This is a genomic window from Streptomyces sp. NPDC046203 (assembly GCF_040646255.1).
Taxonomy (GTDB): Bacteria; Actinomycetota; Actinomycetes; order Streptomycetales; family Streptomycetaceae; genus Streptomyces.
In genome coordinates this window covers 47,641-70,728 of record NZ_JBEYZX010000004.1, presented here as the reverse complement: position 1 = coordinate 70,728, position 23,088 = coordinate 47,641, and the positions used below count along the sequence as shown (strand labels likewise).

At 71.0% G+C, this 23,088-nt stretch carries 18 protein-coding genes and 1 riboswitch; of the genes, 9 read left to right on the top strand and 9 right to left on the bottom strand.

What is annotated here, in order from left to right:
- Positions 1–48: 48 nt before the first annotated feature.
- Together ABZ990_RS04795 and ABZ990_RS04790 are read right to left on the bottom strand one after the other, a co-directional pair.
- On the bottom strand, positions 49–1,464 hold the full coding sequence (locus ABZ990_RS04795) for an SGNH/GDSL hydrolase family protein (protein ID WP_361225265.1): 1,416 nt from the start codon (positions 1,462–1,464) through the stop codon (positions 49–51).
- Positions 1,465–1,522: 58 nt separating this feature from the next.
- Positions 1,523–4,681 (bottom strand): glycosyl hydrolase 115 family protein, encoded by a 3,159-nt coding sequence (locus ABZ990_RS04790; protein ID WP_361225744.1) that lies wholly within the window; start codon positions 4,679–4,681, stop codon positions 1,523–1,525.
- 607 nt (positions 4,682–5,288) lie between these two features.
- On the opposite strand from ABZ990_RS04790, the gene ABZ990_RS04785 reads away from it, so the two are divergent.
- The gene (locus tag ABZ990_RS04785; RefSeq protein WP_361225262.1) at positions 5,289–7,409 is read left to right on the top strand and encodes a cellulose binding domain-containing protein; all 2,121 of its coding nucleotides are present in this window, start codon (positions 5,289–5,291) and stop codon (positions 7,407–7,409) included.
- 95 nt (positions 7,410–7,504) lie between these two features.
- Here ABZ990_RS04785 and ABZ990_RS04780 read toward each other — a convergent pair whose 3' ends face one another.
- Positions 7,505–8,863: an MFS transporter gene (locus ABZ990_RS04780; RefSeq protein WP_361225259.1), complete on the bottom strand. Its 1,359-nt coding sequence runs from the start codon at positions 8,861–8,863 to the stop codon at positions 7,505–7,507.
- Positions 8,860–9,399: a helix-turn-helix domain-containing protein gene (locus tag ABZ990_RS04775; RefSeq protein WP_361225256.1), complete on the bottom strand. Its 540-nt coding sequence runs from the start codon at positions 9,397–9,399 to the stop codon at positions 8,860–8,862. Before ABZ990_RS04775 ends, ABZ990_RS04780 begins: the two co-directional genes overlap by 4 nt.
- A gap of 511 nt (positions 9,400–9,910) precedes the next feature.
- Positions 9,911–10,069, top strand: a riboswitch (cyclic di-AMP (ydaO/yuaA leader).
- A 3-nt stretch (positions 10,070–10,072) separates the two neighbouring features.
- Here ABZ990_RS04775 and ABZ990_RS04770 point away from each other — a divergent pair.
- The 3 genes from ABZ990_RS04770 to ABZ990_RS04760 all read left to right on the top strand — a co-directional run bounded on the left by ABZ990_RS04770 (position 10,073) and on the right by ABZ990_RS04760 (position 13,542).
- Positions 10,073–10,726 carry a LysM peptidoglycan-binding domain-containing protein gene (locus tag ABZ990_RS04770; protein WP_361225254.1) on the top strand — a complete coding sequence of 218 codons (654 nt, stop codon included), beginning with the start codon at positions 10,073–10,075 and terminating at the stop codon, positions 10,724–10,726.
- A 116-nt stretch (positions 10,727–10,842) separates the two neighbouring features.
- Positions 10,843–11,460, top strand: a complete 618-nt coding sequence (thpR, locus tag ABZ990_RS04765; RefSeq protein WP_361225252.1) for an RNA 2',3'-cyclic phosphodiesterase — start codon at positions 10,843–10,845, stop codon at positions 11,458–11,460.
- A 243-nt stretch (positions 11,461–11,703) separates the two neighbouring features.
- A complete protein-coding gene (locus ABZ990_RS04760; protein ID WP_361225249.1) occupies positions 11,704–13,542 on the top strand; it encodes an ABC transporter ATP-binding protein in 1,839 nt (612 codons plus the stop codon).
- 96 nt (positions 13,543–13,638) lie between these two features.
- On the opposite strand, the gene ABZ990_RS04755 is transcribed toward ABZ990_RS04760, so the two are convergent.
- The 3 genes from ABZ990_RS04755 to ABZ990_RS04745 all read right to left on the bottom strand — a co-directional run bounded on the left by ABZ990_RS04755 (position 13,639) and on the right by ABZ990_RS04745 (position 16,308).
- On the bottom strand, positions 13,639–14,130 hold the full coding sequence (locus tag ABZ990_RS04755) for a ricin-type beta-trefoil lectin domain protein (protein WP_361225246.1): 492 nt from the start codon (positions 14,128–14,130) through the stop codon (positions 13,639–13,641).
- Positions 14,131–14,264: 134 nt separating this feature from the next.
- Positions 14,265–14,753: a hypothetical protein gene (locus ABZ990_RS04750; protein WP_361225243.1), complete on the bottom strand. Its 489-nt coding sequence runs from the start codon at positions 14,751–14,753 to the stop codon at positions 14,265–14,267.
- A 547-nt stretch (positions 14,754–15,300) separates the two neighbouring features.
- A complete protein-coding gene (locus ABZ990_RS04745; protein WP_361225240.1) occupies positions 15,301–16,308 on the bottom strand; it encodes a helix-turn-helix transcriptional regulator in 1,008 nt (335 codons plus the stop codon).
- Between the two features lie 200 nt (positions 16,309–16,508).
- Here ABZ990_RS04745 and ABZ990_RS04740 point away from each other — a divergent pair, with 200 nt between their 5' ends.
- The 3 genes from ABZ990_RS04740 (at position 16,509) to ABZ990_RS04730 (ending at position 17,807) form a co-directional block, all read left to right on the top strand.
- Positions 16,509–16,706, top strand: a complete 198-nt coding sequence (locus tag ABZ990_RS04740) for a hypothetical protein (protein ID WP_361225237.1) — start codon at positions 16,509–16,511, stop codon at positions 16,704–16,706.
- Positions 16,707–16,918: 212 nt separating this feature from the next.
- A complete protein-coding gene (locus ABZ990_RS04735; protein WP_361225234.1) occupies positions 16,919–17,434 on the top strand; it encodes a hypothetical protein in 516 nt (171 codons plus the stop codon).
- A 148-nt stretch (positions 17,435–17,582) separates the two neighbouring features.
- Positions 17,583–17,807: a hypothetical protein gene (locus tag ABZ990_RS04730; protein WP_361225231.1), complete on the top strand. Its 225-nt coding sequence runs from the start codon at positions 17,583–17,585 to the stop codon at positions 17,805–17,807.
- A gap of 24 nt (positions 17,808–17,831) precedes the next feature.
- Here ABZ990_RS04730 and ABZ990_RS04725 read toward each other — a convergent pair whose 3' ends face one another.
- Positions 17,832–18,218: a hypothetical protein gene (locus ABZ990_RS04725; protein ID WP_361225230.1), complete on the bottom strand. Its 387-nt coding sequence runs from the start codon at positions 18,216–18,218 to the stop codon at positions 17,832–17,834.
- A 264-nt stretch (positions 18,219–18,482) separates the two neighbouring features.
- Positions 18,483–19,145 (bottom strand): class I SAM-dependent methyltransferase, encoded by a 663-nt coding sequence (locus ABZ990_RS04720; RefSeq protein ID WP_361225227.1) that lies wholly within the window; start codon positions 19,143–19,145, stop codon positions 18,483–18,485.
- A 758-nt stretch (positions 19,146–19,903) separates the two neighbouring features.
- Between ABZ990_RS04720 and ABZ990_RS04715 the strand changes: the two genes are divergently transcribed.
- Positions 19,904–21,316, top strand: coding sequence for a family 2B encapsulin nanocompartment shell protein (locus ABZ990_RS04715; protein ID WP_361225224.1), 1,413 nt, complete (start codon positions 19,904–19,906; stop codon positions 21,314–21,316).
- 524 nt (positions 21,317–21,840) lie between these two features.
- Positions 21,841–23,082 carry a family 2 encapsulin nanocompartment cargo protein terpene cyclase gene (locus tag ABZ990_RS04710; RefSeq protein ID WP_361225741.1) on the top strand — a complete coding sequence of 414 codons (1,242 nt, stop codon included), beginning with the start codon at positions 21,841–21,843 and terminating at the stop codon, positions 23,080–23,082.
- The last annotated feature ends 6 nt before the right edge of the window (positions 23,083–23,088 follow it).

The following is a 23,088-nucleotide window of genomic DNA, read 5'->3' as shown; positions in this document are numbered from 1 at the left end:
AGAGAAGAAGGGCCGAGAGGGAAGGAGGGGCAGGGATGGAGGAAGGGGCTAACGCGGCCCGAAGTCCGGAGCGGGCTGCCTGGGGGTGAACAGCCCGGCCGGGACCGCGTCCGCCAGCGCCTTGTACCCGGCCGGATTCAGGTGCAGATGGTCCCCCACGTCGAACGACTCCCGCAGCCGGCCGGGCTGATCCGGATCACGGGCCGCCCGGTCGAAGTCGATGACGGCGTCGAACCGGCCGCTGGTGCGTATCCACCGGTTGACCGTCTGCCGCGCCGCTTCGCGGTAGCCGTCCGGGTCGTCGTAGCCGGCGTTTCCTCCGAAGGGCGTCAGCGTGGCCCCGTACACCGGGATGCCTTGCGCGTGCGCCCGTACGACGAACTGGCCGTAGGCCGCGATCAGATCCTCCGCCATCTGCTTCTGCGCGGTCACGGTGGCGCCGGCGTTGCCGATGTCGTTGACGCCTTCGAAGAGGATCAGCCACCGGACCCCGCTCTGCGCCAGCACGTCGCGGTCGAAGCGGGCCAGGGCGTTGGGGCCGAGGCCGTCGTTCAGTACGCGGTTGCCGCCGGCCGCCTGGTTGAGGACCGCGACCTGGGACGTCTCCGGGCGGGACCGCAGCCGGGCCAGGAGCTGGTCCGGCCAGCGGTCGTTCCCGTCGGTCGTGGAGCCCCGGCCGTCGGTCAGCGAGTCGCCCACCACGACGGCCGCCGCCGTGGCCGGCTTCGACCACACCTCCACCCCGCTGAGGAAGTACCAGTGGGCCGTGGTGGCCGCACCCTCGAGATCCACGTCGTCCACATGGTTTCCGCGCGCCATGTGGGAGGTGGTCCGCGACCCCGGATGCGAGGTGATGGCGTCCGACGCCTGGCCGTCGGCGAGGTAGAGCGTCACCGTGAGGTCGGAGCCCGGCCGCAGCTCCAGGTCCAGTGGATCGGAGACGGCCTGCGCGCCGACCGGGACCACCGTGGAGAGGTGGCCGCCGAAGGTCACCTTCCGGGTGGTGCCCGGCCGGACGGAACCGGACCCGGCGCGGCCGCCGGCGGGGAGGGCCACCCGTACGGCGGTGAGGGGCAGCGCCGCGCCGCCGAACGCGTTGGAGAAGCGCAGCCGCAGCCGTTTTCCGCCGGTCGAGACGTGCACGGTCTGGCGCACTGTGCTGTCGGCGAAGACCAGGCCCGGCCGGGTGAACGGCTCCGGAGGCATGTTGCCCGGCTCGGTCAGCTGCGGCATCGAGGTCCAGGTGTTCACCCAGTGCCCGGCCGTCCCGGATATTCCGGACACCCCGGCCGCCCCCGCCTCCTCCTCCCGCGCGGTGGCTAGGGCGTACGGGGCCTCCGGAGCGTCGGCCTGGAGGGCGGCCGAGCCGTGGTCCCGGCCGCCGGCGGGGGAGGTGACGAGACCGGACGCCGTGAGGACGGCCGCGGTGGCCAGGCTCACCACGAGTGCGGAGGTTCGGCCCATGAACAGCGTTCCTTTCCTGGTGACGTCAGAAGGAAGGCGCGGCAGGGATCCGCCGCGGTCAGCGCAGCCGGAGGCTCTCGGGCGGGCCGAGATACGCGGGCTTGAGACCGCCTGTGTCCACGACAAGATTTTGCAGGACGACGGTGGGGTCGACCATCCAGAATTTCAGTACGTGCACCCCGGCCGTACCGATCCGGTGCGCGGTCGTGGTGACGTTGACGTTGTCGGAGGTGTTCCGCTGCCACTGCGCGTTCATGGTGCCGTCGTCGGAGCCGGTGGCCCGGGTGATGTTCACCCACTGGGGAGTGTCGTCGTCGAAGGAGACGGCGTACGCGAGGCCGCCGTTCGCCAGCACGTCGTTGCGGGGGGACAGATGCGCCGACACCGTGACCGGGCCGGTCGTGAAGAGCGTGAGCGTGTACTCCAGCCGGGGGCTGTCGCCGCCCGGGGTGCGCCGGGACGCGGTGACCGGGAAGGGCTCCATGCCCGCTCCGGTCCTGCCGATCCCGGGGATACGGCGCCAGGAGACGCCGCCCCCGCCGAGCGCGCGGGTGTAGTGGTCGGCCTCGATGGAGACATGGCCGCGTGCCTCGACGAAGCCGTCGAGCCGGCGCCGGGGCAGGTCGGGGTTGTCCACCGGGACCATGACGGTCACCGGCGGACCGTCGGGACCGGTGACGGTGAGGGGCACCGTGGTGTGCCCCTTGGGCGCGCGGGACCAGTCGGCGCGGACGGTGATCCGGGTCTGTCCGTCGACACGCCCCCTCGTCGTGTCGACGGACAGCCAGGGGACCCCGGTGCGGACGCGGTAGTCGAAGGGGGTCGTACCGCGGTTGAAGATCTCGATGTACGGCTCCGGACCCTGGGCGTACGGGCTGAGCGCGGGCAGCACGCAGTCGGCCGCGGAGCCGGGCCACGCCTGGTCGCTGCCCTCGACGGCGACGCCCATCCGGGACGGCTTGCCCGGCGTGATCCGCTTCACCGCCGGGAAGATCACGTCGGGGATCGCCACGTTGTCGATCTCCGGTTGCTGCCAGGGGGCGTTCGGGCCGTACCGCTCCACATCGCCGTAGTCGATGTGCGGCTGGGTCTGGAATCCCTCCCACTTCCCGTTCGCCACCCCCTTGTTGAAGTGGTCGGCGAGGGCGAGGTCCTTCGCGAAGTACGACTCGGTGGCCGCGGCGAGGGAGTTGGTGGCGGCCCGGCCCTGTCCGGCGTACAGGAGGTTGGTGAACTGGGCCTGGCGCAGGGCGTAGAGGTTGGCGGTCGCCTTGACCGCGTACAGGACCAGCTCGTAGTAGCCGTCGCGTTGGCGAGCCGGCAGGGAATCGCCGACGCGCTCGGCCGCGGCGGACAGCTCCCGCCACTCCCGCGTGACGCGCTCCATCTCGTGGTAGTCGGTGATGCTGAACGGCGTGGCCTGGTCGTCGTAGACGACGGCGGAGGAGTCCGTGGACAGGTCCTTGGCCGGGTCCACGGTGATCTCGCGGTTGAGCAACTCCGGCTTGCGGCGGGCCTGGAGGAAGCCGTAGGTGTCGAGGATCCTGGCGATGGCGGCGGCGTGCCGGGGGCCGAAGTTCAGCCGGGCGTAGTGGTCCAGCCACTCGGGGATGTTCTCCATGGGCCAGCGGTCGGGGTTCCAGGCGTAGTCCAGGAAGAACTGGGTGGGCAGCTCGTTGCCCTTCAGATCACCGGAGTTGACGACCCACAGCTGCCGGATGCCGAAGGTGTAGGCCTGGCCGAGCTGGTCGTGGACGTTGGCGAGGTTGGCGGTGTCGACCCACTTGTAGTTGCGTCCCGCGCCGACGTAGTCGAAGTGGTAGTAGAGGCCGTAGCCACCGCTGTGCACGGGAAGGGACGGGTCCGGGACCATGCGCAGGTTGCCCCAGTTGTCGTCGGTGAAGACCACCGTCACGTCGTCGGGCGCCCGCAGGCCCTTCTCCCAGTAGCGCTGGACCTCCTTGTAGAACGTCCACACCTGCGGGGTCTCGGCCTGCGGCCGGCCGGTGACGTTCGCGATGATCTCCCGTTGGGTGGACACGATGCTCTGCATCAGCTCGATGCCGTCGCCGTCCGGGAGCGCGGTGTCCCCGTTGCCGCGCATGCCGAGGGTCACCACGCCCTCGAAGTCCTCCCGGACCTGGCGGCGGATGCCTTCTGTCCAATACGCCTTCAGCGCCTCGGAGTTGTGGCGGAAGCTCCACTCGCCGGTACCGCCGTAGGGGTCGCTTCCCGGGGTGACGACGGTGCCCTGCTTGTCGCGTACGGCGGGTACGGCGTGCCGGTTCCACTCCTCGATGCCCCGCATCATGGGCGCCTCGTGGGAGGTGCCCATGACGATGCCGTACGCCTTCGCGGTCGCGTGGTTGAGCGGATCGTCCTCGGCGAACGCGCGCCCCCACACCGCCGGCCAGAGGTAGTTGGCCTTCAGCCGCAGCATCACCTCGAACACCCTGGCGTAGAAGGCGTGGTTGAAGCCGCCGGGATGGCCCGGGGCGTGGCCGGGGCCGAAGTAGGCGGGCGCCCAGGTGCCCAGCGCGGGGTTCTCGTCGTTGATGAAGAAGCCGCGGTATTTGACGGCGGGTGTGCCCTGGGTGTGGCGTCCGGGCCGGACGTGCAGCAGATCCTGGCGGAGAGGCGCCGCGTCGGCCCACCAGTACCAGGGCGAGACGCCAATGCCCCGACTGACGTCGTAGAGACCGTAGATGGTGCCGCGCTGGTCGCTGCCGGCGATCACGAAGGCGCGGTCGACCCCGGGCATGGGGCGGTCCACCACCTGCTCCAGCGAGGTCTCCCACCGGCCGGCGATCCCGGTCACGTCCAGTTTCCCGGCGGCCACCAGGCGGTCGATGAGCGGGCTCCTGCCCAGGGTGCCGACGAGGACGATCTCGCGCCGGCCCGCCGGGAGGGTGTCCCGCGAGAGTCCGGGCCGCACTCCCGTGACCCGTTCGAGGTCGTCCCGCAGATCGCCGGCCGCGCGGACGACCCCCTCGAAGTCGTCGGAGCTCACCACGAGCGGGGTGGCCCGGCCGCCGTCCACCAGCGGGAAGGTGCCGGGTCCACGCGACGTGGTGATGTACGCCCCCGGATCGGTGGGCCGCGCCGGTCCACCGGCCGCACCCGCCCAGGCGGGGCCCGCGGCGCCGAGCACGGCGGCCATGGGGGTCGCCAGTGCGGTGAGCCCGGCGCCGAGGGCCAGCGCCGTCCGCCGGCTCATGCCGGCCGGGCGGCTGTCGTCGGCCGGCGGGGTGTCGGGTCGTGGGGTGGCGGGCCTGCGCCGCGCGGGGTCCATACCGCTCTCCATGGGAAAGGAAAGCCCCTTCGTCGTCGTGGTACGTACAGCAACTGTCGAACCGGGCTCCGGGTACCGGCTGTCGAGCCGTCCGGTGTCTGGAGTCCGGAGTTCGGGGAGGGCGACCGGCATCGGCCGGTCGTGGGGTGGGAGGCCTTCGGGAAAGGCCCTGAGCGGGGACGGGGTTTCGAAAGTTTCGATAGCTTTTCCGAGAAGTTTCCGGAAGGTGTCGCGAAACGTTAGGGTCGGGCCGATCGGCCGTCAACCCCTCCCGCATCAACTGCCCCTCAGTGCGGCGGTGTTGGTCGTCCGTGGGTGTGCGGACCGCCGTGTTGCGGCGCATTGACACGACCGGCGGGCGCTCCCATCATGGGAGCGCTCCCAAGCCCCACGCTTCAACGTCCTTGCCGCGCCCGCCGGTCGGTACGCCCTCGGCGGTCCGCGCGGTCTCGCACGCCGCACGGTTCCCCGTCTCTCGTCCGGCTCCCCGGCGTGGCCCCGGGCCGGCGTATCACCCGGGAGGAACGCCCCCATGCTGTTCCACAGGAGACCAGCCAGCGGACGATCGGCGCTCCCGCGCCACCCGCTCGCCGTCACGGCCTCGGCGGCCCTGGCCGTCGTGGCGGCGGCGCTGCCCTTCTCCACGCCCGCCTCGGCCGATCCGGCCGCCGCCGGCGACACCACGGTCACGGTCAACGCGAACGCGGGCCTGGGCACGGTCGATTCCGCCGCGCTCGGCGCCAACGCGGCCATCTGGGACGCCCATATGAACGACCCCGAGGTGGCCTCCCTCTACCGGGCCGCGGGGATCGGCTCACTGCGCTACCCGGGTGGCTCCTACGCCGACATCTACCACTGGGTCGACCACACCGCTCCCGGCGGATACGTCGCCCCGGGCACCGGATTCGACGCGTTCATGGGCACCGTACGGGACTCCGGGGCCCAGCCCATCCTGATCGCCAACTACGGCTCCGGGACTCCCCAGGAGGCCGCGGACTGGGTCCGGTACGCCAACGTCACCAAGAAGTACGACGCCAAGTACTGGGAGATCGGCAACGAGATCTACGGCAACGGCGTCTACGGCAGCGGCTGGGAGCACGACGACCACACCGACAAGTCGCCCGGCCAATACGCGCGGGAGGTCAAGGCCTATGCCGCGGCCATGAAGGCCGTCGACCCCACCGTCAAGATCGGCGCGGTGCTCACCATGCCCGGCAACTGGCCGGACGGCGTCGTGGCCGAGGGCGACACCGGCGACTGGAACCACACGGTGCTCGCCGCCGTCGCCCACGACGTCGACTTCGTGAGCGTCCACTGGTACCCCAACACGGACAACGGCGACCAGTCGCTGGCGGCGGTGCGGCAGCTGCCGGGCGAACTGCGCGAGGTGCGCAGTCTGTTGAACCGATACGCGGGTGACGACTCCGCGCGGATCGGCATCGCGATGACCGAGGTGAACTCGAACTCCGCCGGCGGCGCCTTCACCAGCCGCCCCAACGGCCTGTTCACCGCCGAGGCCATGATGACGGCACTGGAGAACGGCGTCTTCGCCGTGAACTGGTGGGACACCCACAACGGCGCCGGGAACATCAGCACCGTGGGCGGCGAGACCGACTACGGCGACATGGGCATGCTGTCGAACGGCAGTTGCTCCGGAAGTGTCTGCGAACCGGCGGTGAACACGCCGTTCGCGCCGTACTACGGCATCAAGGCACTGGGCGCGCTCAGCGACCCGGGCGACAGCATGGTCGCCTCCGGGAGCTCCGGCTCCGAGGTCTCCTCGCACGCGGTGCTGCGCGCCGACGGGGACCTCAGCGTGCTGCTGCTGAACAAGAGTTCCTCCGCCGCGCACACCGTGGACCTGCGCTACCAGGGGTTCACCGCCGGATCCGCCGCCCCCGAGGTCCGTCGGTGGGCGCCGGGCGACGAGGGTCTGGTGGACGCGCCCGGCACCGCCACGGCCGGCTCGGTGACCCTGGCCCCGTACTCCCTCACCGTGCTGACCATGCACCCGAAGAGCGGCACGGGCTCCTCCGCCGCCACCGCCGGCGCGCCCGGCACACCGCGCACCACCTCGTCCGGAGCCGACGGCGTCACCCTGAACTGGCCCGCCGCCACCGGCACGGTGGACCGCTACGAGGTCTACGAGCAGCTCGGCACCAACATCCAGCTGCTCGGCTCGTCCACCGGCACCTCCGTCACGATCCCCAACCTCCCGGCCGGCTCCCGGCACACCGTCAACGTACTGGCCCGGGACAAGGCGGGCCGTCTCTCCCGGCCGTCGGTCCCGCTGACCTTCACCACCGCAACCCCGCAGAACAGCACCTGCACCGTCTCGTACCAGGTCACCGCCGGCTGGGGCAACGGCTTCGTCTCCAATGTCGTGGTGAGCAATGTCGGCCCCGCCGCCATCGACGGCTGGACCCTGACCTTCGACTGGCCGTCGGCAGGGCAGTCGGTCTCCTCCTCGTGGAACGCCAACGTCACCGCCAACGGGCGAAACGTGCATGTGACCAACGGCGAGAACAACGCTCGACTCGCCCCGAACGGCGGCAACTCCGCCGGCTTCGGCTTCGTGGGCGGCAACGACGGCGCCAACCCCTCCCCGACGGCCTTCACCCTCAACGGAACGGTCTGCCGGACGATTTCCTGATCCACCGCACCGCCACGCACCGGGCACGTGCGGTCCGCCCTCCCGGAAGGAGAGGAGCGGACCGCTCGCGTCCTCGCCTCCCCGCCCGTCGCCGCTCAGCCTCCCGGGGCCTGGGCCGGTCGGGAGCCGGCGACGGCCTCCGGCGCGGACCCGGCGGCGTCCACGGGCGGCACATCCGCTGCCCCGCCGGCCGTGCCACCGCTCCCGACGGCCCTGCCGGCCCCGCCGCTCCCCACGGTCAGCGCACGCACGTCCTTGCTGCACAGGGCCGCGACGGTGGCGAGCACGATCAGGAGCCCGCCCCCGAGCAGCGTTGTCCGCGACCCGAACCGTTCGGAGAGGACACCCGCCGTCATCTCGCCGAGGGGCAGCGCGAGGATCGAGCCGAGCATGTCGTACGAGTAGACCCGCGCCAGCCGGTCGGCCGGCACGTTCTCCTGGAGCGACAGATCCCAGGCGACCCCGAACTGCTCCAGCGCGAGACCGTTCACGAACATCGCCCCCACCAGCAGCGCCAGGGGCGCCGCCTCGGCCAGCGCGAGCAGCGGCAGGGCGTCGAGCACCACCACGGCCACCCCGATCCGCAGGGCGTGCCGGGAGCGGGAACGGCCCACCAGGAAGCCGCCGATGAGTGCGCCCGCCATCTGGGTGGCCAGCACCAGGCCCCAGGCGGTGCGCCCGTACACGCTGTTCGCGAGCGTCGGCCCGAGCACCTGGATGCCGCCCGCCGTCACGGCGTTGACCACGAAGAACTGCAGGACCACCACCCACACCCAGGTCCGTGCGGTGAACTCCCGCCATCCTTCCCGCAGTTCACGCAGCGGCCGGGCGGGTGCGCCCTGGGCTGCCGCGGCCCGGGGCACGCGTACGCCGTGGTACGCGAGCGCGGCGGCGGTGAACAGGACGGCGTCGGCCGCCATGCCCCACCCCGAACCGGCGAGCGCCGCGATCATGCCGCCGCCGGAGGCACCGGCGATCATGCCGAGGTTCACGCCCATCCGGCTCAGCGCGTTGGCCGGGCGCAGTTCCCCGGCCGGCACGGTCTGCGGGACCAGCGAGGCCGACGCGGGCATGGACAGGGCGGACACGGCGCCGTTGACCACACTCAGCGCGACGAGCACCCCGAGCGAGGCGGAGCCGGTGAGCAGGGCCAGCGCGGCCGCCGCCTGCGCGGCGGCGGCCGCCAGGCTGGAGCCCTGAAGGATGAGGGCGCGCGGCACCCGGTCGGCGAGGATGCCGCCGAAGAGGACGAGGAGGACGTTGGCGACCGACCGTGCGCCGACGACGAGCCCGACGTCGATCGCGGAGCCGGTCAGGTCCAGGACGGCGAAGGCCAGGGCGATGGGGGCCATGGCATTGGCGCAGTGCGTCAGCGTGCGCCCGGCCACCAGATGGCGAAAGCTCCGATGGCGCAGGGATGCCAGCACGGAGGACTTCCCGGTCCGCGCGCTCACTGCGCCGTCTCCCTTCGGGCCATCTCGAACAGCAGGACCGTCGCGCTGGCCCGGACGGTCCCGGGCGTGTGGGGTGCCTGTGCGGCGTCGTGCATCAGCACGCCCAGCTCCTTGGCGAGGTGCCGGACGCGCTCCCACGCCTCGGGGTGCAGCCACAGCTCGGCGTCGGTGAACGCGCCCGGCGTCCCGGGTACCCGCTCGCGGCTGCGGCGCTGCAGCTCCTCGGCGACGGCGGCGGCCAGGACCGTGTAGTCGTCGAGCGATCCGCCGGGCACGGCCTCGCCGCTCGCCGGGTCGTGCCGGTACCGCTTGGCCCGCCCGCCGCGTACGGACGTCTCCTCGGCCAGCTCCAGCAGACCGGCGGCCAGCAGATGGCGCATGTGGTAGCTGACGTTCGCCTGCGACTCGCCCAGCTCGCGCGCCGCCTCGCTGGCGCTCATGGCGTTCGCCGTGAGCAGGGACAGCAGCCGCAGCCGCAGGGGATGGGCCAGTGCGCGCAGGCCGCTCAGCTCCGCACGTCTCTTGTTGTCGGACATGGCCAGGAGTATCGAGGCCCCTGCCACAACTGTCAAACACTTCTTTTGGTGTCGTTCACCAGGGATGATCCGGTGCCGAGTGGCCGGGGGAGCGAGGTGGGGCCGTTCGTGGAGCCGGTCGCGGGGCCGGCTCGGACCGGCCCCGGGGGCTGGTCGACGCCTCGCTCCGCCCGGCGCGGGAGTGCGGACGTAAGGGCGATCCAAAGCATCGCAAAACGGACAATATTGCGACATTTCCCTTCAGTGTCGAGATGATGCGCTAAGCCCGTCTTGGTGTTATTGCGCCGTAAGTGATTCAGGTCACGGCCGACCCCGCCCACCCGGCGCTGGCGTGCCGTCAATTCGAGGTTTTCGGAAAGCGATTGACGGGTCGGCTGATCGGACGGAAAAGATCATTCTTTCGAATCGCCTATAGACGATCTTTACCGTCTCTTTTCATCTTGTTTTCGGTCTTCCTTTTCGCATACGGTCACGCCTCAGCCAGACGGAACGCCGAATCCTGCCGCCGTCCGGACATCACCCACCACCACCCGGCAGGAGCGGGGGACCCAGGTTCTCCGCCGGCTCCGGTGTTCCGGATCCGGCTTGGGGTGAAGTCGCGCCACGGCGCGACCGGGCATCTCCTGCCCGAACCCGACAGCTCACCTCGCAGGCGGAGGAGAGGACATTCGCCATGCGTGGAATCCGGACGCCCCGACGCGCCCAGCTCACCCGCGGTATCGCCCTTGCGGGCGCCGCCGCCGTCGCCCTGCCCCTGATCGGTGCCACGGGCGCCGCCGCGGCCACCCCCCAGGCCGTCGCCGCCGCCCCCGTCCACCACTCCGTGGTCGTCGGCGACACGCTCTCCGGCATCGCCGCGAAGTACGCGGTGACGGGCGGCTGGCAGAAGATCTACGAGGACAACAAGTCGGCCATCGGCGCCGACCCCACGCACATCCGCCCGGGCCTGACCCTCACCGTCGCCCCCGCCGTCGTGCAGGCGGCCACGGCCGCCGTGAAGACCTACGCGAACAACCTCGACGGCTGGATCCGTGAGTCCCTCGACATCATGGACAAGCACAACATCCCGGGCACCTACAACGGCATCTACAAGAACGTGATGCGCGAGTCCTCCGGCAACCCGCTGGCGATCAACAACTGGGACATCAACGCCATCAACGGCGTCCCTTCCAAGGGCCTGCTCCAGGTGATCTACCCGACCTTCGCGGCGTACCACATCGCCGGCACCAAGTTCGACCAGTACGACCCGGTCGCCAACATCGTCGCCGCGTGCAACTACGCCGCCGACCGCTACGGCTCGATCGACAACGTCAACAGCGCCTACTGATCGCGCCCGCGCACTCATCGTCCGCATCCTCGCACCGTGCGCCCCGGGTCCCGCCGACCCGGGGCGCACGGGCGCGGAATGGACCGCGCGGCACAAGACGAGGTACGAAGTCCTCCGTGAACGCACAGCCCCAGGGCGCGACCGTTCGGGTGTTCATCGCCCTGGCGCCGCCCGACGAAGCGAAGGACGAACTGGCGCGGGAGCTCCGGCCCGCCTACGAGGCGTACCCCGCCATGCGGTGGAACCGCATCGAGGACTGGCACATCACCCTGGCCTTCCTCGGTGAGCTGCCGGTCGCGGCCGTGCCGCTCCTGCGGCCCCCGCTCCAGGAGATCGCCGCCACGCGCCGCCCCCTGGAACTGGCGCTGCGCGGCGGCGGGCACTTCGACGAGCGGGTGCTGTGGACCGGCGTCGACGGCGACCTCGCCGGACTGCACCTCCTCGCGGACGACGTCCGCGCCACCGTCCGGAGCTGCGGCATCCCCTTCGAAGGCCGCCCGCTGCGCCCGCACCTCACCCTGGCGCGGGCCCGGCGCGGCGACACCGTCTCCGCCGTCGAGGCCGCGGCGGGCCTGGCCGGCTTCGCCGGACGCAGCTGGTCCGCCGGACGGCTGCACCTGGTCGGCAGCAACACGGGCCGAGGCCCCGGGCCGATCCACTACCGCGACATAGTGGCCTGGCCCTTCACCGGTACGGACGTCACGCCGCGCGCCGCCTTCCCGGGCGCAGGCTGACCCTCTCCCCGGCCCCCGCCACCGCGCACCCCGGCCGGCCTGCTCCCCGGCCCCCGCCACCGCGCACCCCGACCGACCTCGTCCCCTCCTCCCTCCCGGGCGACTGCTCCCCCTTCCTCCCCCTCCGCCACCGGCCGGATCGCGCCGCCGGCCCCCGCCCCGGGGAGAAAACGCGTGGACCGCGCGGGCGGGGCGAGGGAGACTGCGGACCCTGTCCTGTCGGTCCGACACAGCAGGGTTGGGATGGAATTGTCTGAATCGACGCGCGTCACCCCCGGCAAGGGGGCGGTGCTGCTCGCCCTACGTCACTACGGACGGGAGCTGTCCCGGCTGCGCCGGTGGACCGTGCCCGCGATGCTGCTCCCGGCGCTGGGCAACATCGGCATCGCCTACGTCGCGCCACTGATCGTCGCCAAGGTCGTCGGGCGGATCGCCGGCGACGCGGGCGCGGGCTCCGGGGTCGGCGCCCTGCTGCCGTACGTCCTCGGATTCGCCGGGGTCCTGCTGTTCTCCGAGGGGCTGTGGCGCGTCGGGCTGCACTGTCTGAACCGGCTCGACGCCCACGGCATCGAGCATCTCTACATCGTCGGCATGGACGAACTCTTCGCCAAGGACGCCACGTTCTTCCACGACAACTTCGCCGGCTCGCTGACCAAGCGGGTTCTCAGCTTCGCCTCCCGCTTCGAGCAGTTCGTCGACACCCTCACCTTCAATGTGATGGGCAGCTTCGTCCCGCTCGTGTTCGCGTCGGTGGTGCTGTGGACGTACGAACCCCTGCTCGTCGTCGGTCTGCTGGCGATGATCGCCCTCACCGCCTTCGGGGTCGCCCCGCTGGTCCGCCGCCGGCAGGCCCTGGTCGACCGCCGCGAGGCGGCCATCGCCCGGGTCTCCGGCCATGTCGCCGACAGCCTGATGAACATGGACACGGTCCGCGCCTTCGCCGCCGAGAAGCGGGAGGCGGCCGAACACCGCACCCGGGTCGCGGAGTCGAGGCGGGTCACCCTGCGCGCCTGGGACTACGGAAATCTGCGCATCGACACCCTTGTCGCACCGATGTCCGTGCTCACCAATGTCCTCGGCCTGGTCCTGGCCATTTCCCTCGGCGCGGGTTCGCATGGAATCGAGGCCGTCGTGGTGGCCTTCACCTATTACGGAAACGCCACCCGCATCATGTTCGAGTTCAACCAGATCTACCGGCGGCTCGAAAGCTCGATGACGGAGGCCGCCCAGTTCACCGAACTGCTCCTGGCCCCGCCGAAGGTGTGCGACCCGAAGGAGCCCGAGCCTCTGCGCTCCCGCTCAGGTGAGGTGCGGTTCGAGAAGGTGGACTTCGCCCACGGCGGTGGCGGGCCGCTCTTCGAGGGTCTCGACCTGGACGTGCCGAACGGCACGAAGATCGGGCTCGTGGGCCGCTCGGGCGGCGGCAAGACCACCCTCACCCGGCTGCTGCTGCGGATGGCGGACGTCGACGCCGGACGCATCCTCGTCGGAGGCCAGGACATCAGCCGGATGGCACAGGCCGACCTGCGCGGACTGATCGCGTACGTGCCGCAGGAACCGGCCATGTTCCACCGCACCCTGCGGGAGAACATCGCCTTCGCCCGGCCCGATGCCACCGAGGCCGAGATCAGACGGGCGGCGGAGGCGGCGCACGTCACCGAGTTCGCGGACACGCTGCCGGACGGCTTCGAGACCATGGTGGGGGAGCGCGGGGTGAAGCTCTCCGGCGGGCAGCGCCAGCGGGTCGCGCTCGCCCGGGCCATCCTGCGCGACGCGCCCATCCTCCTGCTCGACGAGGCGACCAGCGCGCTCGACTCGGAAAGCGAGATCCTGGTGCAGGAAGCACTGTGGCGACTGATGGAGGGCCGTACCGCCCTCGTCGTGGCCCACCGGCTGAGCACGGTCGCCGGAATGGACCGGTTGCTCGTCCTCGACCGCGGCCGGATCGTCGAACAGGGCGCGCACCAGGAACTGTTGACGGCCGACGGCGCCTACGCGCGACTGTGGCGGCACCAGTCGGGCGGCTTCATCGGCGGCGCCCGCGAGGACGAGGACACCCCGGCGGGAGCCGACGTGCGCTAGTGAACGGCATGAGCGCGAACCGGCCCAGGCCCTGGCCCCGCCCCGCCCTCCGAGGGCGGGGCGGGGCCAGGGCCTGGGGTGTGTGTCGGCGCCTGATCAGGACATCGACGTCGTCAGGTACCACTGCTGGTAGGGATTGTCAGGGCCGTACTGGTTCAGATACGCGTTGCCCTTGGCGTCCGAGTCCAGCGCGTTGCCTCCCGGGCTGACGAGCCGGAGCTTGCCGGAGACGAACACCTCTTCCCAGTAGTCGTTGTCGTCGATCCCGCAGGGCCTGGTCTCCACCACGAGCGAGAAGGCGTTCGTCGGCTTCAGACACCGGCCCGTGCCCGTGTTCTTGAGCTGGATCTTTCCGTTCACGGGCGTGTAGACCCAGTGCTGGCTCGCCGTGCTGCTCGAACAGGTCGCCGTGAAGACCTTGCCGGTGCCGGTGGAGTCGAGGCAGAGCGAGGTCTTGGAGTTCTGCAGTCGCCAGGTGCCGCCGCTGGGGCCGCCGGCGGCGTGTGCGGTCGTGGTCGTGCCGGTCAGCAGGAGCGCGGCCGCCCCCACGGTGGCCGCGACGCCGCCGAGTCCTTTTCGTATCTTCATGGCCGTGTCTCCTGGATCAGTCGGGTGAGTCGACAGGGGTCGGGTGTCGGGTGCCGGGTGGCGGGGACCGGAGGGGAGGGCCGTCCGTCCCGCGCGGTCTTCAGGGGCGTACGACGGTGCGGTCCCCGGCCGGGTCACGGGGAGGTGGCGAGGGCGTTCCACTGCTGGTAGGGATTGTCCGCGCCGTACCCCTTCGCGTACGCGTTGCCCTTGGCGTCCGAGTCCACGGCCTTTTCGCTGTAGGGGTCGACGAATCGGTAGGTGCCGTCGACCACCAGCTGCCACCAGAGCATTCCGTTGGCGCACGCGGGATCGGTTTTCAGCTGGCTGTCCGCAGGCTCCAGGGGGTTGACCCAGAGGCACCGGCGGGTGGCGACGTTCCGGAGCAGAACCTTGCCGTCGTGGATGGCCCGTTCCCACTTCTGATACGGGTTGTCCGAGCCGCAGGACTTGGTATAGACGTTGCCCTTGGCGTCGGAGTCGAGGCAGAGCCCGGTCTTGGAGTTCTTGTACTGCCAGAAGTCACTGCCGGCGGCGTGGGCGGCCGGAGCCGTGCCCATGGTGAGCAGAAGGCTCGCTCCCGCGGCGATCAAGGCGCTCGTGTATGTCGCGCGCTTTCGCATGTGACCTCTTTCTCGGAATGCCAGGAGACGTGGAACGCACGGTGTCCCGGATCGTGTGATGAAGATCGAACACGTCGAACCGTAAGCGGGTAACCTTCGGTAAGTCCCTGTCGGCGAAGCCGATCTTCCAGCTTGTCCGAGAAATGCCCAGGAATGGGAAGGTCCGGTTCTGGCTTCTTCCCGCCCGGAAGAAAAGCGGAATCTGGACCAGCGCGCTCGGCGCATACGGGAATGCGCCGACCGGCCCGGCGGACGCTTCACGATCGCATCCTCCCCTTGGGTGCGACGGCCCCGGAGCGGAATCAAAGGGCCCGGAATGAGGGGACGTTCCTCCGGAAGGTCCCCGCTGTCCGCACTCTGGATCACGGCCGGAAAGCGCCGGTGCGCGACCGACTTCTCCGCCCCTGCCCGGAAGGCGGCTGACCAGGGGCGCCCGTTCTCCGTACCAGGGGAAAGGGTTACCGAGGCGTACGTCTTCGGAGGGCCCGGCGGCCGGGGGCGCGGCGGCCGGGGCGCGGCGATGCGCCGGCCCGGCCGTGAACGTCCCTCAGATCCAGCCCCGCTCCCGCGCGCGGAGCGCGGCCTGGAAGCGGTTGTCGGCGTCGAGCCTGGTCAGAAGACGGGCCACGTACTTGCGATAGGTCCGCAGTGCCATGTTGAGCTGCCGGGCTCCGGTCTCGTCCTTGTCGACGCGATACAGGGTCCGGAGGATCTGCCGCTCGATCTCGGTGAGCGAGGGCAGGGTTTCCTCGGGAAGGTCCTGCGAGGCCGCCCACATCCGCTCGAAGAGCGAGACCACGGTGCTCACCAGGCCGGGCTCGCGAGTCAGGAGCGCCCCGCGGGCCGTGTTGTGGGGGTCGATCGGAGTGAGGGCCACGGCCCGGTCGCAGATGATCATGCGCTCGATGGGGTGCGGGGAGATACGGATCTCCGCGCCCCGGGCCACGAGTTCCCGCAGATACGCGAGGGTCGTCTCGTCCTGCAGACAGGCCGACGCCATCAGCGTCCGCATCCGCACCCCACGGCGCAGGATCCGCAGGTCGATCGGTCGCGAGATCTCGATCGACTCCGGGGTCAGCACCCCGACCGGGTTGGTGGTCAGATTCTCCGTGCGCGCGAAGAAGGTCACCTCGTCGATGGCGCTGCGTACGGCCTCCAGGCCCTCGATCTGCCGGACCGCCGGATCGCCCTGGTCGGGTGAACCGGGGGACTCGCTCGCCGCACTCAGTTGCTCGACCACCCCGGTGTGCAGGGCGGTCTCCTGAAGGTCGTCCTGGAACTCGCCCACCTGGCGCTCGATCAGCCGCTCGACCGTCCGCTTCGGCGAGAGCGGCCGCAGCCCGCCGGCCGGGGTGCGCACCACGATGCCCAGCTCCAGTACCCGCGCGAGCACGTCCGGATCGTGACCGTCGACGTCCTCGCGGTCTCTCAGGAGTGCCCGGTAGAGCTGCTCCTCCGGCTCCGCGACACCCAGGAACCCCAGCGCGGGGGAAGCCTCGCCCGCCCTCATCGCCACCACCCCGTACCGGTAGGGCGGATCGCGCGCGGGGGACACGCGCCGCCCCGCCCCCGCGACGGGGGTGTGCAGGAAAGTGCACGGGACGGGGGTCGTTTGTTGCACGCCCGAGGCCCGCCACAGGCATCCCCCGGCGGGCAACATTCTTCCTGTGAGGGCGGCCCGCCGGACGGAAAGCGGCGGGACGGCCCGAACGGCACACTCCCGCCCCGCGTCATCGCCAGCCCAGGAGGAAACCCGTGAACCGCATCGCGGCCCGCATCGCGTCCGGCACCATCACCGCACTCCTGGTCCTCGGCGGTGCGGCGACCGCCCAGGCCGTCACCGCCGGCCCGGACCAGGCCGGGCAGCCGGCCACCACCGCGGCGCGGGCCGCGGCCGACGACCACCGGCCCACCTCGGTCGTCGTCGACCCGCTGACCAACGACTGGGGATGAGCGGACCGAGGTGACGAGGGCCAGTACGGCCCCCACCTCCCGGACCGACCGCCTCACCCGGACCGACCGCCTCACCCGGACCGACCGTCTCACCCGGACGGACCGTCTCACCCGGTCCGTACGTCCCGACAGGTCTCCCCACACGTCCTGATCCACCCCTTCACCCACCCACGCCGGGCCTCGCCATGCCCAACACCCCGTCAAAGGAGCACATGATGCCGAAGAACCTGAAGCGCGCCGCCCTCACCGTCGTCGGCGCCGTCACCGCCGCCGGCCTGCTGCTGCCCGCCACCGCCCAGGCCGCCACGGCCCCGGCCCCGGTCTCCGGCACGGCCGGGCCCGCCGGCCAGCAGGCCGGCGTGATGGCCGACTGGCACCTCGACATCTTCATCGACGCCATGGGCTACATCGGTCCGATCATCGGGAACGTCCTGAACGACATCCGGATGGAGAAGGACCGGCCCGCCTTCGTCCACCGTCAGCTGGACGACACCATGAACGCGTACCCGGGCTACAACGTGATGATCATCAACGACAAGCTCGACTACTCCTTGAACCTCCAGGGTGTGGTCGCCAACGCCCGCGTCACCCAGGGCAGCGCCACCTACCGGGTCCTCGCCTTCAAGTCGGGCACGATCGTCAACCGCGGCGACGGCGGCTGGAGCAACTGGGGATTCGGCGGCTGGTGGGACCGCGACGGCGGCACGGTGGTCTTCTACGCCGTCTGAGCCCGACCGCGTCATCCGGCCTCCTGTATCCGCATCCCCGCTCGGTCTCACGCCCCGCACGCAGACGGGCCGGTCTCCTTCCGGAAGCCGGCCCCTGCCGCGTCCACACCAGGGCTCCAGGGCCCGCGATCCACAGGAGGAACCGACCATGGAACACCGGATCCGGCTCGCCGGGCCGGCCGAGGCCGCCCCCGAGCTGGCCTGTCTCCGCGTCATCGCCCGTCTCCCGTCCCACTGGTCCGTCGAGATCCTGGAATGCGGAACCGGATACGCGATCCTCGGTCTGCGGACGCGTGTCCCGGCCGAGGAGGCCGTCGCGCGGATCGACGAGGCGATCGCCGTACTGCCTCTGCTCGGATGGCGACGGGACTGACGCGCGGGAGCACCGGCGGGAGAATCAGGTGAACTGGACGGTCACGGTCTGGTCGTTCCAGCTGCCGAGCTGGGGCTCCCAGCCGACGAGCAGCTTGTTCCCGTACCGGTCCCGCAGCTGCATCTGGCAGCCGGCCGCCATGCTCTGCACGGAAGAGATGCTGTAGAGCCACTTGTCGGGAAGCGGGAACTGGTACTCCGGCACATCGTTCTTGTCGCTGTTGCAGGATTCCCCGCGGAACTCGATGCGCGAGCCGGAGTAGTTGTTGTCCACATAGGCGATTCCGAGGGTCTTGGTTCCCTGCCCCATCGTGATCAGGTCATAGCCGGACGTGGAAGCCGCCTGAGCCGGCGCGGCCGCACCGAACGACACCAGGGCCGCGGTGAGAAAACCCAGAACCTTCTTGTTCATGTACGGAACCACCCTTTGTGATCAAGTTCGACTGATGGCGGAAACTATCCGGTCGACTTGATCAGGGGGCAGACCGCTCCCCGGGAATGGCTCATTCCTCCCCGCACCTTGATCGAATCTGGCCGGATGACGCCAGCGAGGTACCGGTTCGGAATGTTTTCGGCCGGATGCCCGGGACGGGAGAACCTCACAGGGCCCGGGATCGGCGGATTCCCGGGCCCTGAGGGCGATTCAGACTTGAGGGTCTGTCTTTCGAATCAGGCTCTACGCGGCGGCCTTGCGCGCGTAACAGAACAGGTGCTCCTCCGGGGCGGCGGCGGGGTCGTCCGGCTGGAAGACCGACAGCTCGTGATGGTGGATCTCCAGACCGCAGTCCTCCCGCAGCTGCCGCACGTACTCCTCGGCGGAGACGCTGGAGACCCGCGCCCGCCGGCCCATCCAGACGATCTCGGCCTCCGCCACGTCCGCCGGCACCGTGGCGCTCACCAGCCAGCCGCCGGGCGCCAGACAGTCGGCCATGCGCCGCAGCGCCTCGGCCGCCTCCGGGCGGCTCATCATCAGCAGCGGGAAGAACGCGCACACGGCGTCGAAACCGCCCGCGGGCGGCTCGTATCCGAGGATGTCGCGCTGCTCGAAGCGCGCCCCCGGAACCTGCTCGCGGGCCAGGGCGACCATCGTCGCGGACACGTCGATGCCGGTGACCTCGCAGCCGGCCCCGGCGAGCAGCTCGGCGACCGGACGGCCGGTCCCGCTGCCGACGTCGAGGACCCGCGCCCCCGGCTCAAGGCGGGCGGTGAGCCATTCGACCGCGGCCCGCTGGGCCGGCAGCCGTCCGAACGCCTTCTCGTAGTCCAGCCCGAGCCCGTCGAACAGCTCCGCCGCCGACAGCACGTCCTGCCCGGCGCCGTCGTTCCGTTCTTCCCGCATCCTTCTGGCTCCCCTCCGGTGGATCATGATCATGGGCGCCTTACCCGCCGAACGGGTGTTTCAGTCGGTGGCGTTGCGACCGGCTTCGCGACACGCGGTCTACCGACCGTGACGAGTCGAGGGTGACATCCAGAGGTGCTGTGTTGACGCCGCATGACGACGGATTGACGGCGGACGGTCCTTCGGGCGGTCGAGGTGCGCCCCGGCCGGAAATATCTTCTCCCCGCGCGGTCCACTCGATCGGCCGTCGGCGCGTGCCCCTTCCCGCGCGACTGCCGTACGCGTCTCTCACCTGAGAGTTCGTCAATTCGCTGGTTCGTGCGCGGGGTTGCCGGAGGCGCGTGGCCTGGGACCGCGCGCTGGCGCGTGGGGCGCCAGGTGGCGCGAATGTGGTTGTCCGCCTTTTTAAACCTCCACCCCCGCAAGATCACTGCATTGGGGTAATGCTCCCGCTCTCGTCCCACAAGCAGGGGTCGCCGACGGTTACTGTTCCTCGGGATCTGGGGCGGATTTCCCAGAATTTGTCCCTGTATTTCCGTGTTTCGCAGTGCCCGCAGTGCCCGCAGTGCCCGCAGTGCCCGCAGTGCCCGCAGTGCCCGCAGTGCCCAGCAGTTCCCCTGCGGTTCCCCCTCGCAGTCGCAGTCGCAGTCGCAGCTCTCGCGGTTCCCACGGCCGGCAGCCCCCTCGGCTCCCGTACGCCCGCGGTGCCGCACCCCCGTACGTCCGCACGTCCTCTTCCCCCAAGGAGCGCACGCCCCATGACCGTTGAGACCGGCCCGGACACCGCAATCGAGCCGTCCCGGCCGCAGTCCAGCCTCAGCACCGCGGCAGCCCGCAATCTCGCCACCACCACCAAGTCCGCCCCGCAGATGCAGGAGATCACCTCCCGGTGGCTGCTGCGCACGATTCCCTGGGTGGAGACCAAGGGTGGCACCTACCGGGTGAACCGCCGCCTCAGCTACACCGTCGGCGACGGCGTCATCGAGTTCGTCCAGGACGGGTCCACCGTCCACGTCATCCCCCGCGAACTCGGCGAACTCGCCCTGCTGCGCGGCTTCGAGGACGAGGAGGTGCTCAACGAGCTCGCCCGTCGCTGCGTCCAGCGCGACTTCCGCGCCGGCGAGGTCCTGGTCGAGCGCGGCACCGCCGCCGACCAGATCCACCTGATCGCCCACGGCCGCATCAACCAGACCTCCTCCGGCAAGTACGGCGACGAGGTCGCCGTCGCCGTCCTCGCCGACGGCGACCGCTTCGGCGAGAACGCCCTGCTGGACGCCGACGCCCAGTGGGACTACACCGCCACGGCGGAGACGCCCGGCACCCTGCTCACCCTCTCCCGGGCCGACCTCGCCGCCGTGCGCGACGCCTCGCCCAGCCTCCGGGCGCACATCGAGGAGTTCAGCTCGCTGCCCCAGCAGCGGCAGAACCGCCACGGCGAGGCCGAGATCGCCATGTCCGCCGGCCACGTCGGCGAGGCCGCGCTCCCCGGCGCCTTCGTGGACTACGAGCTCAAGCCGCGCGAGTACGAGCTGTCGGTCGCGCAGACCGTCCTCAAGGTCCACAGCCGGGTCGCCGACCTCTACAACGGTCCGATGAACCAGACCGAGGAGCAGGTCCGGCTGACCATCCAGGCGCTGCGCGAGCGCCAGGAGCACGAGCTGGTCAACAACCCCGAGTTCGGTCTGCTGGCCAACGCCGACTTCAAGCAGCGGATCCAGACCCACTCCGGTCCGCCCACCCCGGACGACCTCGACGAGCTGCTCTGCCGCCGCCGCGGCACGAAGTTCTTCTTCGCCCACCCCCGGGCGATCGCCGCGATCGGCCGCGAGTTCAACTCCCGCGGGCTCTACCCGGACCACGTCGACCTCGGCGGCCAGCTGGTCCCGGCCTGGCGCGGGGTCCCGATCCTGCCCTGCAACAAGATCCCGATCAGCCAGGAGCAGACCAGCTCGATCATCGCCATGCGTACCGGCGAGGACAACCAGGGCGTCATCGGTCTGCACCAGACCGGTCTCCCGGAGGAGCTGGAGCCGGGCCTGTCCGTGCGCTTCATGGGCATCAACGAGCAGGCGATCATCTCCTACCTCGTCACCGCCTACTACTCGGCCGCGATCCTCGTGCCCGACGCGCTCGGTGTCCTGGAGAACGTCCAGATCGCCCGCAGGAACTGAGCCGGCGGGCGCCAGGGCCCCGCAAGGCCCGACTCCCCGGGCCCCGCGGGACTCCGGGCCCCCCAGGGGCTTGTCCGGCGGATCCCGGCCGGGGCCGTGACGCCCGGCACGGCACCCGGCCGCGCCGCCGAACCGCCTGAACAGCTCCGCTGTCAGGACACTCCGGCGCCTCGCCGTCCGTCCCCTGGGCCCTGGCGGGCCCGGGGAGACCCCCCGCACCAGACGCCCCGGCCTGTCCGGCCCTGATCCACCGGACAGCCCTCGGCACCCCGGGCCCGTCCGGAACGGAACCGTCCGAACGCCGCACCGGCCCGGACCGACCGGACCGGGCCCCCACCCACCCCAGCAAGGAGCCACGGATGCCCGACCCCGGGCTTGCCCACGGGCAGTCGCGCCTGCCCGACCCGCCCGCCCCACCCTTCCTGCCCGGCCCGCCGACCGTTCTGTTCCCGGCGGCCGGGGCCGGTTCCGGACCGGCCCCCGGCGCGGCGCCCGAGGCCGGTCCCGTACCCGCGACCGCCTCGGTGCCCCAGGCCGGACCGGTGCCGCTCGCCGGGCCGGAACCGCAGGCCGGAGCCGCGCTGCGGGCCGGGGCCGTACCGGAGGCCGGGCCCGCCGACGCCCCGGCACCGGCCGGCCTCGACCTGACCCGGATCCTGCGCGGACCGAGCGGTCTGGGCACCGCGAGCCTGTTCCTCGCACGGCGCCCGGAGCCGCTCGCGCCGCCGGTGTCGGTGGTCACCGAGATCCCGGCGGCCCCGCCCTCCCTGCCCGTCGACCCGGCGGACGGGACCCCGATCCCGGGCCTCTACTACCACCCCATCGCCGAACCCGACCCCGCGCGGGTCGAGGAGGTCAGCAGCCGGATCAAGCACTGGGCGGTCGACGAGGTCCAGGCGTACCCCCCGGAGTGGGAGGACCAGTTCGACGGCTTCTCCGTCGGGCGCTACATGGTCGCCTGCCACCCGGACGCCCCGACCGTCGACCACCTCATGGCCGCCACCCGGCTCATGGTCGCGGAGAACGCGGTGGACGACTGCTACTGCGAGGACCACGGCGGCTCGCCCGTCGGCCTCGGCAGCCGGCTGCTCCTCGCGCACACCGCGCTCGACCCGCTGCACACCACGCAGGAGTACCAGCCGGCCTGGGCGGACTCGCTGTACTCCGACGCGCCCCGGCGGGCCTACCGCTCCGCCATGGAGTACTTCACGGCACTGGCCACGCCCTCCCAGGCGGACCGGTTCCGGCACGACATGGCCCGGCTGCACATGGGGTACCTCGCCGAGGCCGCGTGGTCCGAGACCGACCACGTACCCGAGGTGTGGGAGTACCTGGCGATGCGCCAGTTCAACAACTTCCGCCCCTGCCCCACCATCACCGACAGCGTCGGCGGTTACGAACTGCCCGCCGACCTGCACGCCCAGCCCGCCATGCAGCGGGTGATCGCCCTGGCCGGGAACGCGACGACCATCGTCAACGACCTCTACTCCTACACCAAGGAGCAGAACAGTCCCGGCAAACACCTCAACCTGCCGGTGGTCATCGCCGACCGCGAGGGCAGCTCCGAGAAGGACGCCTACCTCAAGGCCGTCGAGGTCCACAACGACCTCATGCGCTCCTTCGAGACCGCGGCCGCCGAACTGGCCGCCGCCTGCCCCGTACCCACCGTGGCGCGCTTCCTCAAGGGCGTCGCCGCCTGGGTCGACGGCAACCACTACTGGCACCAGACCAACACCTACCGCTACAGCCTTCCCGACTTCTGGTAAGAAACG